The sequence below is a fragment of the Enterobacter sp. C3_dUdeg genome (genome assembly GCF_057536195.1).
The window spans coordinates 125,333-139,392 of record NZ_BAAKFX010000006.1 but is presented as its reverse complement, the minus strand read 5'-3'; the positions used below and the strand labels follow the sequence as shown (position 1 = coordinate 139,392).

The following is a 14,060-nucleotide window of genomic DNA, read 5'->3' as shown; positions in this document are numbered from 1 at the left end:
TGCGTTTCATACGCGGACCTCGCATTCGCCCTCTTTTTCATCCTTTCGCGCAGGTAAACAAGTTTGAGGACTTGCTTCAGAGGGAATCTCAATTACTGCATAAATATGATGAGCAGGCCGCTCATCCAGAAAGCTTCCAGCGGATTTCCAACTTATCGGGAATTGGTACACAGGTCAAATGGCAATCTTATTTATACAAAAATGTGCTAAAGAGCGTTTATGTCTTTGAAAGTAAATGTTATTTAACTATTTTTACATTGAATGTATGCCCTGGCAGGACGCAGCGGAGTGTGATCTGACTCACTATATGAAAGCGGTATTATCAATGTAGCGTGCTGAATAGCAGTTTTATAGCAGAATAATAATCTGGTATCGGCTGCAAACCCGCATAAACCCACTGTTTTTCAGTGGTGGCGCTATAAGTGAAAAAAACAATCAGAACATAAGGAAAAGTAATCACGAATGGCGTGAATGAAATTGCAGTAATCCTGAGTATTTATTCATATAGATAAAGGCCGTCCGGGACGATTGATCCAGGTCATCGCCGACAGAGGCTAAAAGTGGCAGGCTTGTCCCCTTTCTCCGGGACGGTCTATCAGATTATGCAGTTACAGAAATTAGTCAATATGTTTGGTGGGGATCTTTTGCAGCGGTACGGGCAAAAGGTTCATAAGCTGACGCTGCACGGCGGGTTTAGCTGCCCGAATCGCGATGGCACCATCGGGCGCGGCGGCTGCACCTTCTGTAACGTTGCGTCCTTTGCTGACGAAGCCCAGCAGCATAAATCTATCGCTGAACAGCTTGTCCATCAGGCAAGCCAGGTGAACCGCGCGAAGCAGTATCTGGCCTATTTTCAGGCCTACACCAGCACGTGGGCGGAGGTGCAGGTGCTGCGCTCTATGTATCAGCAGGCCGTCAGCCAGGCTAACATCGTTGGGCTGTGCGTGGGCACGCGCCCGGACTGCGTACCGGACGCGGTGCTGGACCTGCTCAGCGAGTACAAAGAACAAGGCTACGAGATCTGGCTGGAGCTGGGCTTGCAGACCGCGCACGACAAAACCCTGCACCGTATTAACCGTGGCCATGATTTCGCCTGCTACCAGCGTACCACGCGCCTGGCCCGCGAGCGCGGGCTGAAGGTCTGCTCGCATCTGATTGTCGGCTTGCCGGGTGAAGGGCAGCAGCACGGCCTGGAGACGCTGGAAAAGGTGGTTGAGACCGGCGTGGACGGCATTAAGCTGCACCCGCTGCATATCGTTACGGGAAGCATTATGGCGAAAGCCTGGGAAGCCGGACGGTTAAGCGATATTGAGCTTGAGGACTATACGGTGACGGCGGGGGAGATGATTCGCCACACCCCGCCGGAAATTGTCTACCATCGCATCTCGGCCAGCGCCCGCCGTCCAACGCTTCTGGCACCGCTATGGTGTGAGAACCGCTGGACGGGGATGGTGGAAATCGACCGCTATCTGCAGGAGAACGGTGTGCAGGGTTCAGCGCTTGGCCGCCCGTGGGTTCCCCGTCTACCGGCGACGGCCGCCTAACAGACTTCCCAGCATGCCGCGCACTATCTGATTGGTGACCTGCCGCGCCGCGCTTTTCGCCATGGTCTGTACCACGCCGTCGCGCTTGCCGCCGCGCGGCCCGGTGCTGCCGAACAGGATGTCTTTGAGCCCCCCGAGAATACCGTCATCCACGGCGACGGACTGTCCTTTAGCGGCAGGCGCATCCTGCGACTCCGTTGTCGCCTGCACCCCTTTTTGCAACATCTCGAACGCGGACTCGCGATCCACCTCGTCTTCGTACTTCCCGTAAACCGGAGAGTGGTTAATCAGGCCGTTACGTTCATCGTCGGTAACGGGCCCCATGCGCGAGCAGGGCGCGATCACCATGGCGCGTTCCACCACGGACGGGCTGCCCTTCGCATCCAGGAACGAGATCAGCGCTTCACCGGTGCCCAACGCCTGAATCGCCGCTTCGGTATCAAAGGCAGGATTGGCGCGCATGGTTTGCGCGGCGGCTTTCACCGCTTTCTGATCCTTCGGCGTAAAGGCGCGCAGGGCATGCTGCACGCGGTTACCGAGCTGGCCGAGCACGTTATCCGGAATGTCCGACGGGTTTTGCGTGACAAACCAGACGCCAACGCCTTTGGAGCGGATCAGGCGAATGACCTGTTCAATCTTATCCAGCAAGACCTGCGGCGCGTCGTTAAACAGAAGGTGCGCTTCGTCGAAGAAGAAGACCAGCTTCGGTTTTTCCAGATCGCCCGCTTCGGGTAACTGTTCGTACAGTTCGGAGAGCATCCACAGCAGGCTGGCGGCGTAGAGCTTTGGCATCTGGTAGAGCTTCTCGGAGCTCAGAATGTTGATGATGCCTTTGCCGCTGCTGTCGGTGCGCATCCAGTCTTTGATATCCAGCATCGGCTCGCCGAAGAAGTGCTCTGCGCCCTGTTGCTCCAGCGTCAGTAACCCGCGTTGAATGGCACCCACCGAGGCGCTGTTGATATTGCCGTACTGGTTCTGGAAGGATTTGGCGTTATCGCCGATGTACTGGGTAATGGCGCGCAGATCTTTGAAATCAAGCAGCAGCAGCCCCTGATCGTCGGCAATGCGGAAGATAATATTCAGCACGCCGGACTGCACGTCGTTGAGATTAAGCAGACGGGCCAGCAGCAGCGGGCCGAGATCGGAGACGGTGGCGCGCACCGGGTGGCCTTTCTCACCAAAGATATCCCACACTACTACCGGATTGTTATGCGGCGTCCAGTCCGTAATGCCAATATTCTTCAGCCGTTCGAGCAGTTTTTCAGAGGCCGTTCCTTCCTGAGCCACACCGGTTAAATCGCCTTTCACGTCAGCCATAAAGACCGGTACGCCAATCTCCGAAAGCGACTCCGCCAGCTTTTGCAGGGTGACGGTTTTCCCCGTCCCGGTCGCTCCGGTGATGAGACCGTGGCGGTTCGCCATCGAGGGCAGTAAATACAGCTCTTTTTCCAGCGTCCTGGCAATTAACAATGGTGTACTCATGATGCGCTTCCTCTCTTTGTCCTGGGGGGAGTATAGGCAATCTGGCCGCAATTTGGTTGAGTAAATTCCTGACTTTGCGGCGCATTATCCAGCGCGGACTATGCTTTTGCATACGGTTCACAAAAATAGTGGGAAACGATGTCCAGATTCTTCTTTAACGATCGCAAACAGCTGGTCAACGATGCCATTGAAGGCATACTGCTTTCTGCGCCACACGCAAATCTCGTCAAACTTGATATCGATCCGGCCATCAGGATCGTCGCACGCGGCGACTGGGATAAAAGCCGCGTGGCGGTGATCTCCGGCGGCGGCTCAGGCCACGAACCCGCGCACGCCGGGTTTGTTGGCAAAGGGATGCTGACGGCGGCAGTGTGTGGCGATCTGTTTGCCTCGCCGAGCGTGGATGCGGTGCTGAACGCCATTGTGGCGGTCACGGGCGATCGCGGCTGTCTGCTGATCGTCAAAAACTACACCGGCGATCGCCTGAACTTTGGTCTGGCGGCAGAAAAGGCCAAACGCTACGGCCTGAAGGTGGAGATGGCGATCGTGGCGGACGATATCGCGCTGCCGGATAACAAACAGCCGCGCGGTATTGCCGGTACGGCACTGGTGCACAAGATTGCGGGCTATGCGGCGGAGCACGGTAAATCGCTAAGCGAGGTGCGGGATATTGCGCAACAGGCCTGCGATAACCTCTGGAGCCTGGGCGTTGCGATGCAAACGTGCAACCTGCCGGGCAGCGACGAGGAAGAGGGGCGCATTAAGCAGGGCCATGTCGAGCTGGGGCTGGGCATTCACGGCGAGCCCGGTGCTTCCGTCGTGGATACGCAGAACAGTAAAGCCATTATCGACACGCTGGTGACGCCGTTACGCGCGCAGGCGGGAGAAGGGCGGTTTGCGGTATTGATTAACAATCTCGGCGGCGTATCGGCGCTGGAGATGGCGCTGCTGACCAAAGAGCTGGCGCATTCGGCGCTGAAAGAGGAGATCGCGTACCTGATAGGCCCCGCGCCGCTGGTGAGCGCGCTGGACATGAAGGGCTTTTCGCTCACGCTGCTGAAGCTTAATGACTTCTTTGAAAAGGCGATTCACGCCGAGGTCGAAACGCTGGGCTGGCAGAAGCCCGTGGCGTTTGCGCCACTGCGCACCGTGGCGCATACCGCCATTCACGATCGCGTGGAATACACTCCGTCGGACAATCTGCGGGTGGGCGAGTATGTCTCCTCGGTGACGAAAACGCTGCTCCAGCTGGAAAACCGACTGAACGCGCTGGATGCCAAAGTGGGCGACGGCGATACCGGCTCCACTTTTGCGCAAGGGGCGCGGGATATTGCGCAGCGTCTGGAGGATCGCAAGCTCCCGCTTGATAACCTATCGACGCTGCTGTTGCTGGTGGGCGAGCGGCTGGCGACGGTGATGGGCGGATCGAGCGGGGTGCTGATGTCGATCTTCTTCACCGCGGCCGGGCAAAAGCTTCACGATGGTCAACCGCTGCCCGAGGCATTGCTCAGCGGGCTGGCGCAGATGAAGCAGTACGGTGGGGCAGATCTCGGCGATCGTACCCTGATCGACGCGCTGCAGCCGGCGCTTGAAGCATTGAAGAATGGCGATCTTCAGGCAGCGGCGCAGGCCGCACAGCACGGTGCCGAAGCAACGGCGAAAATGGCGAAAGCCGGCGCGGGACGTTCATCGTATGTGAATAAAGAGAATCTGGATGGGGTAATGGATCCCGGTGCGGTCGCGGTGGCTGAGGTGTTTAAGGCCATGGTAGATGCAAAACGGTAACGATCGTTACCGTTTTTAGTGTGTGCGCCCTCTCCCTGTGGGAGAGGGTTGGGGTGAGGGCATCAGGCCGCACATTCCCCGCCAATGTCACATCAAAAATCCGCTTTCAACACCACGCGGTAGCGGGCTTTGCCGTCACGCACGTGCTGGATCGCTTCGTTGATTTTCGACATCGGATACAGTTCGGTGGTCGGCGCCACTTTGGTGCGTCCGGCAAACTTCATCAGCTTGCGCAACTCAAACGGCGTACCGGTCGCGGAGCCTGACACGCTGCGATCCCCGCCGATCAGGGTAAACGCCGGAACCGGCAGCGGCTTCATTACGGCACCTACGGTGTGGAAGTTACCGCCGTAGGCCAGCGCCTCAAAGTACGGCTGCCAGTTGAGATCGACGTTAACGGTGTTGATGATCAGGTCAAACTGCCCAGCCAGCGCGTTCAGCGCGTCAGGATCGCGGCTGTTCACCACTTTATCCGCACCCATCGCCAGCACTTCTTTCTCTTTCGCCGGGTTGGAGCTGAACGCCGTGACTTCACAGCCCATCGCGTGCAGCAGCTTGATGGCGATATGCCCCAGGCCGCCAATACCAATGACGCCCACGCGGCTGGTGGCGGTGATGTGGTGCATCAGCAGAGGTTTGAAGACGGTGATACCGCCGCACAGCAGCGGACCTGCGGATTCGATATCAATGCTGTCCGGCAGCGGGATCACCCATTGCCAGTCGGCGCGCAGTTTGTCGGCAAAACCGCCCTTGTTCAGAATAGTGGGAACGGCGCCCTCGAGGCAGTTGATCTGATTGCCGCTGATACAGGCGTCACAGTGACCACAGCTGCGTGCCGTCCAGCCAATGCCCACGCGTTGGCCTACCTTCAGCCCTTTGTCCTGCGCGGCGCTACCGAGCGCCACGACGCGGCCAATGACTTCGTGCCCGGCAACCAGCGGATAGCTCGAGAAGCCCCATTCGTTATCGATCATCGAGAGATCCGAGTGGCAGATCCCGCAGTAATCAACCTGTACTTCGACGTCTTCTGCTTTTAGTTCGCCCGCATCGTACTCGTACAGCTCAAGTTCTGCACCCGCCTGCGGTGCGGCGTAGCTTTTTATCTTCGACATCGTGTTTCCCCCGTTGTGGTGTGAACTGAGAGTGTAGAGCATTCAGTTTACAGCCGCTTAACAGAAGAGGGCAGGAACGAAAGTTACAGACTTTTCAGCATTCTGACTTCGCAATCAACGTGGCCGGTACAGCCCAGCGGCGCATCGATATGCTCAAAGCCCAGATGTTCATACAGGCCGATGGCCTCTTTGAGGAAAGCGGTGGTTTCTAGGTAGCAGCGGGTAAAACCCTGCTTGCGCGCGTGGTCCAGCGCCATCAGCGCCAGCTTTTTCGCCAGCCCTTGCCCGCGCGCCGTTGGCAGAAAATACATTTTCTGCAGCTCACAGATATCCGGCTCGCTGCAGCTGAGGGGCGCCACGCCGCCGCCGCCCACAACCTGACCGTTCTGCTCGATTACCCAGTAGGCATGCCCTGGCTGGCTGTAGAGCTGGTAAAGCTCGTCCAGGTTCGGGTCGGCAACCGTGTAGCCTTTGTCAGCCGTCAGGCCATATTCGGCAGAAACGGTGCGGATAACGGCGGCGATTGCCGGGTTATCCTGCTCAGCGATCCGGCGCATCGTCGTCGCGACGGGGGTAATCACGCTCATAGCATTACTCATTACAAAAATTGACACATAACTGCTGTTAATAGCACCGCAGAAAGGGGAGTGCAAGCGAGGAGTTTTCAGGAAGGATACCCCTTACGCCCTGAAGCGTAAGGGGTAAAAGCATTACAGGGCTGCGATAACCGCCTGCTGCTCGATCAGCTTGGTCTTCGCATCGGCGAAGGCAACCAGACGCTCGCGCTCTTTCGCGATGACCGCTTCCGGCGCGCGGGCGACAAAGCCTTCGTTCGCCAGCTTGCTTTCGATTTTGCCAATTTCCACGTCGACTTTTGCCACTTCTTTCGCCAGACGAGCCAGCTCGGCGTCTTTGTCGATCAGGCCCGCCATCGGGATCAGCAGCTCGGCGCCGTCGATGATTTTGGTCACGGAAACCGGACCTTTGTCATCCGCAGGCAGCACGGTGATGCTTTCCAGACGCGCCATGGTTTTCAGGAAGGTGTTGTTCTCGTTGACGCGACGAACGGCAGCCTCGCTGCAGCCACGCAGCAGCAGCTCCAGCGGTTTGCCTGGGGCGATGTTCATTTCAGCACGGATGTTACGTACCGCAACGATCGCCTGTTTCAGCCACTCGGTATCCGCGGACGCCGCTTCATCAACCTTGGCCGCATCGAATTCCGGGAACGGCTGCAGCATGATGGTATCGGCGTTGATGCCCGCAATCACCTTCACGCGCTGCCAGATGGTTTCGGTGATGAATGGAATGACCGGATGCGCCAGGCGCAGCAGACCTTCCAGAACGGTAATCAGCGTGTTGCGCGTGCCGCGCAGCTCCGCCTCAGTGCCGCCGTTCATCACCGGCTTCGCCAGCTCCAGATACCAGTCGCAGAACTGGTTCCAGGTGAATTCATACAGGATGCCCGCCGCGATATCGAAGCGGTAGCTGTCCAGCGCCTCGCGGAACGCTTTCACCGTCTGGTTGAATTCCGCCAGGATCCAGCGGTCTGCCAGAGACAGCGTCATCTCGCCGCCGTTGAAGCCGCAATCCTGATCTTCGGTATTCATCAGCACGAAACGGCTGGCGTTCCACAGTTTGTTACAGAAGTTACGGTAACCTTCCAGACGCTTCATGTCCCAGTTGATGTCACGACCGGTTGAGGCCAGTGCCGCCAGGGTGAAGCGCAGGGCGTCGGTACCGTGAGACTCGATCCCGTTCGGGAACTGCTTCTCGGTACGCTTGCGGATTTTCTCAGCCAGCTGCGGCTGCATCATGTTGCCGGTACGTTTTTCCAGCAGATCTTCCAGAGAGATACCGTCAACCATGTCCAGCGGGTCAATAACGTTACCCTTGGACTTGGACATCTTCTGGCCTTCATCGTCGCGGATCAGACCGGTCATGTAGACGGTATGGAACGGAACCTGCGGCTTGCCGTCTTCGTCTTTGATGAAGTGCATGGTCATCATGATCATGCGGGCAATCCAGAAGAAGATAATGTCGAAGCCGGACACCATCACGCTGGTTGGGTGGAACTGACGCAGCGCGTCGGTGTTTTCTGGCCAGCCGAGGGTGGAGAAGGTCCACAGCGCGGAGGAGAACCAGGTGTCCAGCACGTCTTCGTCCTGACGCAGCGCAACGTCCGCGCTCAGGTTGTTTTCCTGACGCACTTCGTCTTCGCTACGGCCAACGTAAACGTTGCCTTCGTTGTCGTACCACGCCGGAATACGGTGACCCCACCACAGCTGACGAGAGATACACCAGTCCTGAATGTCGCGCATCCAGGAGAAGTACATGTTTTCGTACTGCTTCGGCACGAACTGAATGCTGCCGTTTTCAACCGCTTCCACAGCCGGTTTCGCCAGCACGTCGGCACGCACGTACCACTGGTCGGTCAGCATTGGCTCGATAACCACGCCGCCACGGTCGCCGTACGGCACGGTCAGATCGTGAGGTTTGATCTCTTCCAGCAGGCCGAGCGCGTCAACGGCTGCCACGATGGCTTTACGCGCGGCAAAACGCTCCAGCTTCTGGAACTCAGCCGGGATGTCGCTGGAGTAAACGTCGGATTCGTTGCCTTTGGTGTCGTACACTTCTGCGCTTTCGCGGATATCACCGTCGAAGGTCAGAATGTTGATCATCGGCAGGGCGTGACGACGGCCGACTTCATAGTCGTTGAAGTCGTGCGCCGGGGTGATTTTTACGCAGCCGGTGCCTTTTTCCATGTCGGCGTGTTCGTCGCCCACAATCGGAATACGGCGGTTTACCAGCGGCAGCACCACGAATTTGCCGATCAGATCTTTATAACGCGGATCTTCCGGGTTAACGGCCACGCCGGTATCGCCCAGCAGGGTTTCCGGACGGGTCGTTGCGACCACCAGGTAATCTTTGCCGTCGGCGGTTTTTGCGCCATCGGCCAGCGGATAGCGGATGTGCCACATGGAGCCTTTAGACTCGCGGTTTTCCACTTCCAGGTCAGAGATGGCGGTGCGCAGTTTTGGATCCCAGTTTACCAGGCGTTTGCCGCGGTAAATCAGGTCTTCTTTGTACAGGCGGACGAAGACTTCTTTAACGGCGTTGGACAGGCCTTCGTCCATGGTGAAGCGCTCGCGCTCCCAGTCCACGGAGTTGCCGAGACGGCGCATCTGACGGGTAATGGTGCCGCCGGATTCCGCCTTCCACTGCCAGATTTTGTCGATGAACGCGTCGCGACCGTAGTCGTGGCGGGTTTTTCCTTCTTCAGCGGCAATTTTACGCTCAACCACCATCTGGGTCGCGATACCCGCGTGGTCAGTCCCCGCCTGCCACAGGGTGTTTTTACCCTGCATACGCTGATAGCGGATCATGGTGTCCATGATGGTCTGCTGGAAAGCATGACCCATATGCAAACTGCCGGTGACGTTCGGCGGCGGGATCATGATGCAGAAGGACTCTTTGCTTTCGTCGCCGTTAGGCTTGAAATAGCCCTGCTGTTCCCAGTGCTCGTAAAGCGGCTGTTCGATATCGCGTGGGTTATATGTCTTTTCCATTATTTCCAGGTTGCCGTATTCAGGTTAAAACCAGCCAGGCGGTACGCTTTATAGCGTTCGCGCGCCAGTTGTTTCAAAGATTCTTCGTAAGGGACAAAGTCTACCACTTCTGTGAAAGCGGTGGCAAAATCTGCAAAATCTATCCGCAGGCTAATCAGAATATCGCGCGCGCTGCTGTTGCGCTTTTGCGGCCAGGCAATTTCAACCGGTGCACCGCCGCGCGGGCCTTCGCCCGACAGGTTATGCGGCACAAAACTCTCCGGGGGGCGCGCCCACAGCGCTTCATCCAGGCGAATCGCCTGCTGTTCATCTTCACAGGCAATCAGAACGCGTTTACCTGCGCGCCAACGTTCTGCGGCAATTTCACACACCAGCTGTTCTACGGCGCTGAGGCCATCCTGATGGGTGTCGTTGTCCAGAAGGTAGAACGTTGCATTCTTCATATATGGGGCTTCTTGTGCTCACTTTAAATGCTTAAGCCGGGTGGCGGCTTCGCCTTACCCGGCCTACGGTTTACTGCCGTTTTGACTTACTCGTCGCCGTTAAAACCTGCGCGGTTCAGCAGGAACTGCGACAGCAGCGCCACTGGACGGCCGGTTGCGCCTTTGGCTTTACCGGAGCGCCATGCGGTGCCCGCGATATCCAGGTGTGCCCAGTTGTACTTGCGGGTGAAGCGTGCCAGGAAGCAGCCCGCGGTGATCGCCCCGCCAGGACGTCCGCCAATGTTCGCCATATCCGCAAAGTTAGACTCCAGCTGATCCTGATACTCGTCACCCAGCGGCAGACGCCATGCGCGATCCCCGGCCTGCTCTGAGGCACCAATAAGCTCGTGCGCCAGAGGATTGTGGTTCGACATCAGGCCGGTGATATGGTGACCCAGCGCAATCACACAGGCTCCGGTGAGGGTAGCGACGTCAATCACCGCTTCCGGCTCGAAGCGCTCAACATAGGTCAGCACGTCACACAGCACCAGACGGCCTTCGGCGTCGGTGTTCAGCACTTCAACGGTCTGGCCGGACATGGTGGTCAGAACGTCACCCGGACGATAGGCGCGCCCGCCAGGCATGTTTTCGCAGCCCGCCAGTACGCCGATCACGTTGATAGGCAACTGCAGTTCCGCGACCATGCGCATCACGCCGTAAACCGCCGCCGCACCGCACATGTCGTACTTCATCTCATCCATGCCTTCGGCAGGCTTGATGGAGATACCGCCGGAATCGAAGGTCAGGCCTTTACCGACGAGCACAATCGGGCGCGCGTCTTCGGACGGATTGCCTTTGTACTCGATGACGGACATCAGGGATTCGTTCTGCGAGCCGTTACCGACCGCAAGGTAAGAGTGCATCCCCAGCTCTTTCATCTGCTGTTCGCCGATGACGCGGGTAATGACGTTTTTGCTGTAGGCGTCGGCCAGCTGACGTGCCTGAGAGGCCAGGTACGCCGCGTTACAGATATTAGGCGGCATGTTGCCGAGATCTTTGGCCGCTTTAATGCCGGCTGCGATCGCCAGACCGTGCTGGATCGCGCGTTCGCCGCTGGTCAACTCGCGACGGGTTGGCACGTTAAAGACCATTTTACGCAGCGGACGACGCGGCTCGCTTTTATTGGTCTTCAGCTGATCGAAGCTGTACAGGCTCTCTTTTGCCGTTTCAACCGCCTGACGCACTTTCCAGTAGGTGTTACGCCCTTTAACGTGCAGCTCCGTCAGGAAGCAGACGGCTTCCATTGAGCCGGTATCATTCAGCGTATTGATTGTTTTCTGAATCACCTGCTTATACTGACGTTCATCAAGCTCGCGTTCTTTGCCGCAGCCAATCAGCAGAATACGTTCTGACAGCACGTTCGGAACATGGTGCAGTAACAGCGTCTGCCCAGGTTTGCCTTCCAGTTCGCCACGGCGCAGCAGGGCGCTAATATAGCCGTCACTGATTTTATCGAGTTGCTCGGCGATCGGGGAGAGTCGGCGTGGTTCAAAGACGCCCACAACGATGCAGGCACTCCGCTGTTTCTCCGGGCTACCGCTTTTTACACTGAACTCCATGCACTACGCTCCTGAATCTTAAAGACAACGGCGGCAGCTACGGATAGAATTGAAACCTTTCGTAACTCATGTCCGCTGTTGTGGTGACTTCGTGTTAATCTTACGTTACTACGGTTTCGACACGTCAGAAAAAGTCCTGAAGCGTGAATCCGCCGGATGTTTTAATCTTAGCGATGATTTCGACGACTCAAGAGAATAAATGACGTTTAAGCCATGAAACAAGCGATTTTCCAGCAAAGAGACGGGTTTTTACGGGCGTATTTAAAGTGATAATCATAAGATATCTGGTGCGGGAGACGCTCAAAAGCCAACTGGCGATTCTCTTCATCCTGCTGCTGATTTTTTTCTGTCAGAAGCTGGTTAAGATCCTCGGTGCGGCCGTTGACGGCGAAATTCCAACAAATCTGGTGCTTTCCCTGCTTGGTTTAGGGATCCCGGAAATGGCGCAGCTCATCCTGCCGCTAAGTCTTTTCCTTGGCCTGCTCATGACGCTTGGGAAACTCTACACCGAGAGTGAAATCACGGTGATGCATGCCTGTGGCCTGAGCAAAGCGGTACTGGTGAAAGCGGCCATGATACTGGCGCTGTTCACGGGTATTGTCGCGGCGGTGAATGTGATGTGGGCGGGTCCCATGTCTTCCCGTCATCAGGACGAAGTGCTGGCCGAAGCGAAAGCCAACCCCGGCATGGCAGCCTTAGCCCAGGGGCAGTTCCAGCAGGCGACCGACGGCAACTCCGTGCTGTTCATTGAGAGCGTTGACGGCAGTAAATTCAACGACGTATTCCTGGCGCAGTTACGTCCCAAAGGTAACGCGCGTCCTTCCGTGGTGGTTGCAGACTCCGGCCAGCTTGCTCAGCGCAAAGATGGTTCTCAGATCGTGACGCTGAACAAAGGCACCCGTTTCGAAGGCACCGCCATGCTGCGCGACTTCCGTATTACGGATTTCCAGAACTATCAGGCCATTATCGGCCATCAGGCGGTGGCGCTCGATCCAACGGATACCGAGCAAATGGACATGCGTACCCTGTGGAATACCGATACCGACAGAGCGCGTGCTGAGTTCCACTGGCGTATTACGCTTGTCTTCACCGTGTTTATGATGGCGCTGATTGTCGTTCCGCTGAGCGTGGTGAACCCGCGCCAGGGCCGCGTGCTCTCTATGCTGCCGGCGATGCTGCTTTACCTGATCTATTTCCTGCTGCAAACCTCGATTCGTTCTAACGGCGCGAAGGGGAAGCTGGACCCTATGGTCTGGACATGGTTCGTCAACAGCCTGTACATCTTACTGGCGCTGGGATTAAACCTGTGGGATACGGTGCCTGTGCGCCGCATACGTGCCCGATTCTCGCGTAAAGGAGCCATCTAATGCAGGCGTTTGGCGTTCTTGATCGCTATATCGGTAAAACCATTTTTACCACCATCATGATGACGTTGTTCATGCTGGTGTCACTCTCCGGCATTATCAAATTTGTCGATCAGCTGAAAAAAGCCGGCCAGGGGAGCTATGACGCGATGGGCGCGGGGATGTATACCCTGCTCAGCGTGCCGAAAGATGTGCAGATTTTCTTCCCGATGGCGGCCCTGCTGGGCGCGCTGCTGGGGCTGGGGATGCTGGCGCAGCGCAGTGAGCTGGTCGTTATGCAGGCCTCGGGCTTTACCCGCATGCAGGTTGCGCTGTCGGTAATGAAAACCGCGATCCCACTGGTGCTGTTGACCATGGCGATTGGCGAGTGGGTCGCGCCGCAGGGTGAACAGATGGCGCGTAACTACCGTGCGCAGGCCATGTACGGCGGCTCGCTGCTCTCGACCCAACAAGGTTTATGGGCGAAAGACGGTAAAAACTTCGTCTACATCGAACGGGTGAAGGGGAATGATGAGCTGGGTGGGGTGAGCATCTATGCTTTCGATGACCAGCGCCGTCTGGAGTCAGTCCGCCACGCCTCTTCGGCAAAATTTGACGCCGAACATAAACAGTGGCGTTTGTCCCAGGTCGATGAGTCTAACCTGACCGATCCGAAACAGATTACGGGTTCTCAGACGGTAATCGGTACGTGGAAAACCAACCTGACGCCCGATAAGCTCGGTGTTGTGGCGCTGGATCCTGACGCGCTCTCCATCAGCGGTTTGCACAACTATGTGAAATACCTGAAGTCGAGCGGACAGGACGCAGGACGTTATCAGCTCAACATGTGGAGCAAGATCTTCCAGCCGATGTCCGTGGCGGTGATGATGCTGATGGCGCTGTCGTTTATCTTCGGCCCGTTACGCAGCGTGCCGATGGGCGTGCGCGTCGTGACCGGTATCAGTTTCGGCTTTGTGTTCTACGTGCTCGATCAGATCTTCGGTCCGCTGACGCTGGTTTATGGCATTCCGCCGATAATTGGTGCGCTGCTGCCAAGCGCCAGTTTCCTCCTGATCAGCCTCTGGCTGCTGTTGAAACGCTCCTGATTGACCTCTCCTCGCTTCCGGTTAACCGGGAGCGAGGCTAATCTCCTGTTTCACCCCGCACTTTTTCTCACAACCTTCAAC

10 protein-coding genes are annotated in these 14,060 nt (G+C 57.1%); 4 read left to right on the top strand and 6 right to left on the bottom strand.

Annotation, left to right across the window (positions count from 1 at the left end; genetic code table 11):
* Positions 1-602: 602 nt before the first annotated feature.
* Entirely contained in the window at positions 603-1,544 is a 942-nt protein-coding gene (gene mnmL, locus AC27FC_RS15570) for a tRNA modification radical SAM protein MnmL/YtqA (protein WP_196355041.1), read from the top strand.
* Here mnmL and AC27FC_RS15565 read toward each other — a convergent pair.
* Entirely contained in the window at positions 1,524-3,026 is a 1,503-nt protein-coding gene (locus AC27FC_RS15565; RefSeq protein WP_094934473.1) for a helicase HerA-like C-terminal domain-containing protein, read from the bottom strand. The two genes, mnmL and AC27FC_RS15565, sit on opposite strands and share 21 nt — an antisense overlap.
* A gap of 138 nt (positions 3,027-3,164) precedes the next feature.
* Between AC27FC_RS15565 and AC27FC_RS15560 the strand changes: the two genes are divergently transcribed.
* The gene (locus AC27FC_RS15560) at positions 3,165-4,811 is read left to right on the top strand and encodes a dihydroxyacetone kinase subunit DhaK (RefSeq protein WP_094934472.1); all 1,647 of its coding nucleotides are present in this window, start codon (positions 3,165-3,167) and stop codon (positions 4,809-4,811) included.
* A 92-nt stretch (positions 4,812-4,903) separates the two neighbouring features.
* Here the strand turns inward: AC27FC_RS15560 and ahr are convergent, their stop codons facing one another.
* The 5 genes from ahr to pepA all read right to left on the bottom strand — a co-directional run bounded on the left by ahr (position 4,904) and on the right by pepA (position 11,530).
* Positions 4,904-5,923 carry an NADPH-dependent aldehyde reductase Ahr gene (ahr, locus tag AC27FC_RS15555; protein ID WP_033146757.1) on the bottom strand — a complete coding sequence of 340 codons (1,020 nt, stop codon included), beginning with the start codon at positions 5,921-5,923 and terminating at the stop codon, positions 4,904-4,906.
* An 83-nt stretch (positions 5,924-6,006) separates the two neighbouring features.
* Entirely contained in the window at positions 6,007-6,510 is a 504-nt protein-coding gene (locus AC27FC_RS15550; protein WP_039260409.1) for a GNAT family N-acetyltransferase, read from the bottom strand.
* Positions 6,511-6,633: 123 nt separating this feature from the next.
* The gene (locus AC27FC_RS15545; RefSeq protein WP_094934471.1) at positions 6,634-9,489 is read right to left on the bottom strand and encodes a valine--tRNA ligase; all 2,856 of its coding nucleotides are present in this window, start codon (positions 9,487-9,489) and stop codon (positions 6,634-6,636) included.
* Positions 9,489-9,932 (bottom strand): DNA polymerase III subunit chi, encoded by a 444-nt coding sequence (gene holC, locus AC27FC_RS15540; RefSeq protein ID WP_008502815.1) that lies wholly within the window; start codon positions 9,930-9,932, stop codon positions 9,489-9,491. The genes AC27FC_RS15545 and holC overlap by 1 nt, the downstream gene beginning before the upstream one ends.
* A gap of 86 nt (positions 9,933-10,018) precedes the next feature.
* Positions 10,019-11,530, bottom strand: a complete 1,512-nt coding sequence (gene pepA, locus AC27FC_RS15535; RefSeq protein WP_023309366.1) for a leucyl aminopeptidase — start codon at positions 11,528-11,530, stop codon at positions 10,019-10,021.
* Positions 11,531-11,796: 266 nt separating this feature from the next.
* Here pepA and lptF point away from each other — a divergent pair, with 266 nt between their 5' ends.
* Both lptF and lptG read left to right on the top strand, forming a co-directional pair.
* The gene (gene lptF / locus AC27FC_RS15530; protein ID WP_024906345.1) at positions 11,797-12,897 is read left to right on the top strand and encodes an LPS export ABC transporter permease LptF; all 1,101 of its coding nucleotides are present in this window, start codon (positions 11,797-11,799) and stop codon (positions 12,895-12,897) included.
* On the top strand, positions 12,897-13,979 hold the full coding sequence (gene lptG / locus AC27FC_RS15525) for an LPS export ABC transporter permease LptG (RefSeq protein ID WP_047058977.1): 1,083 nt from the start codon (positions 12,897-12,899) through the stop codon (positions 13,977-13,979). The genes lptF and lptG overlap by 1 nt, the downstream gene beginning before the upstream one ends.
* Positions 13,980-14,060 lie beyond the last annotated feature (81 nt).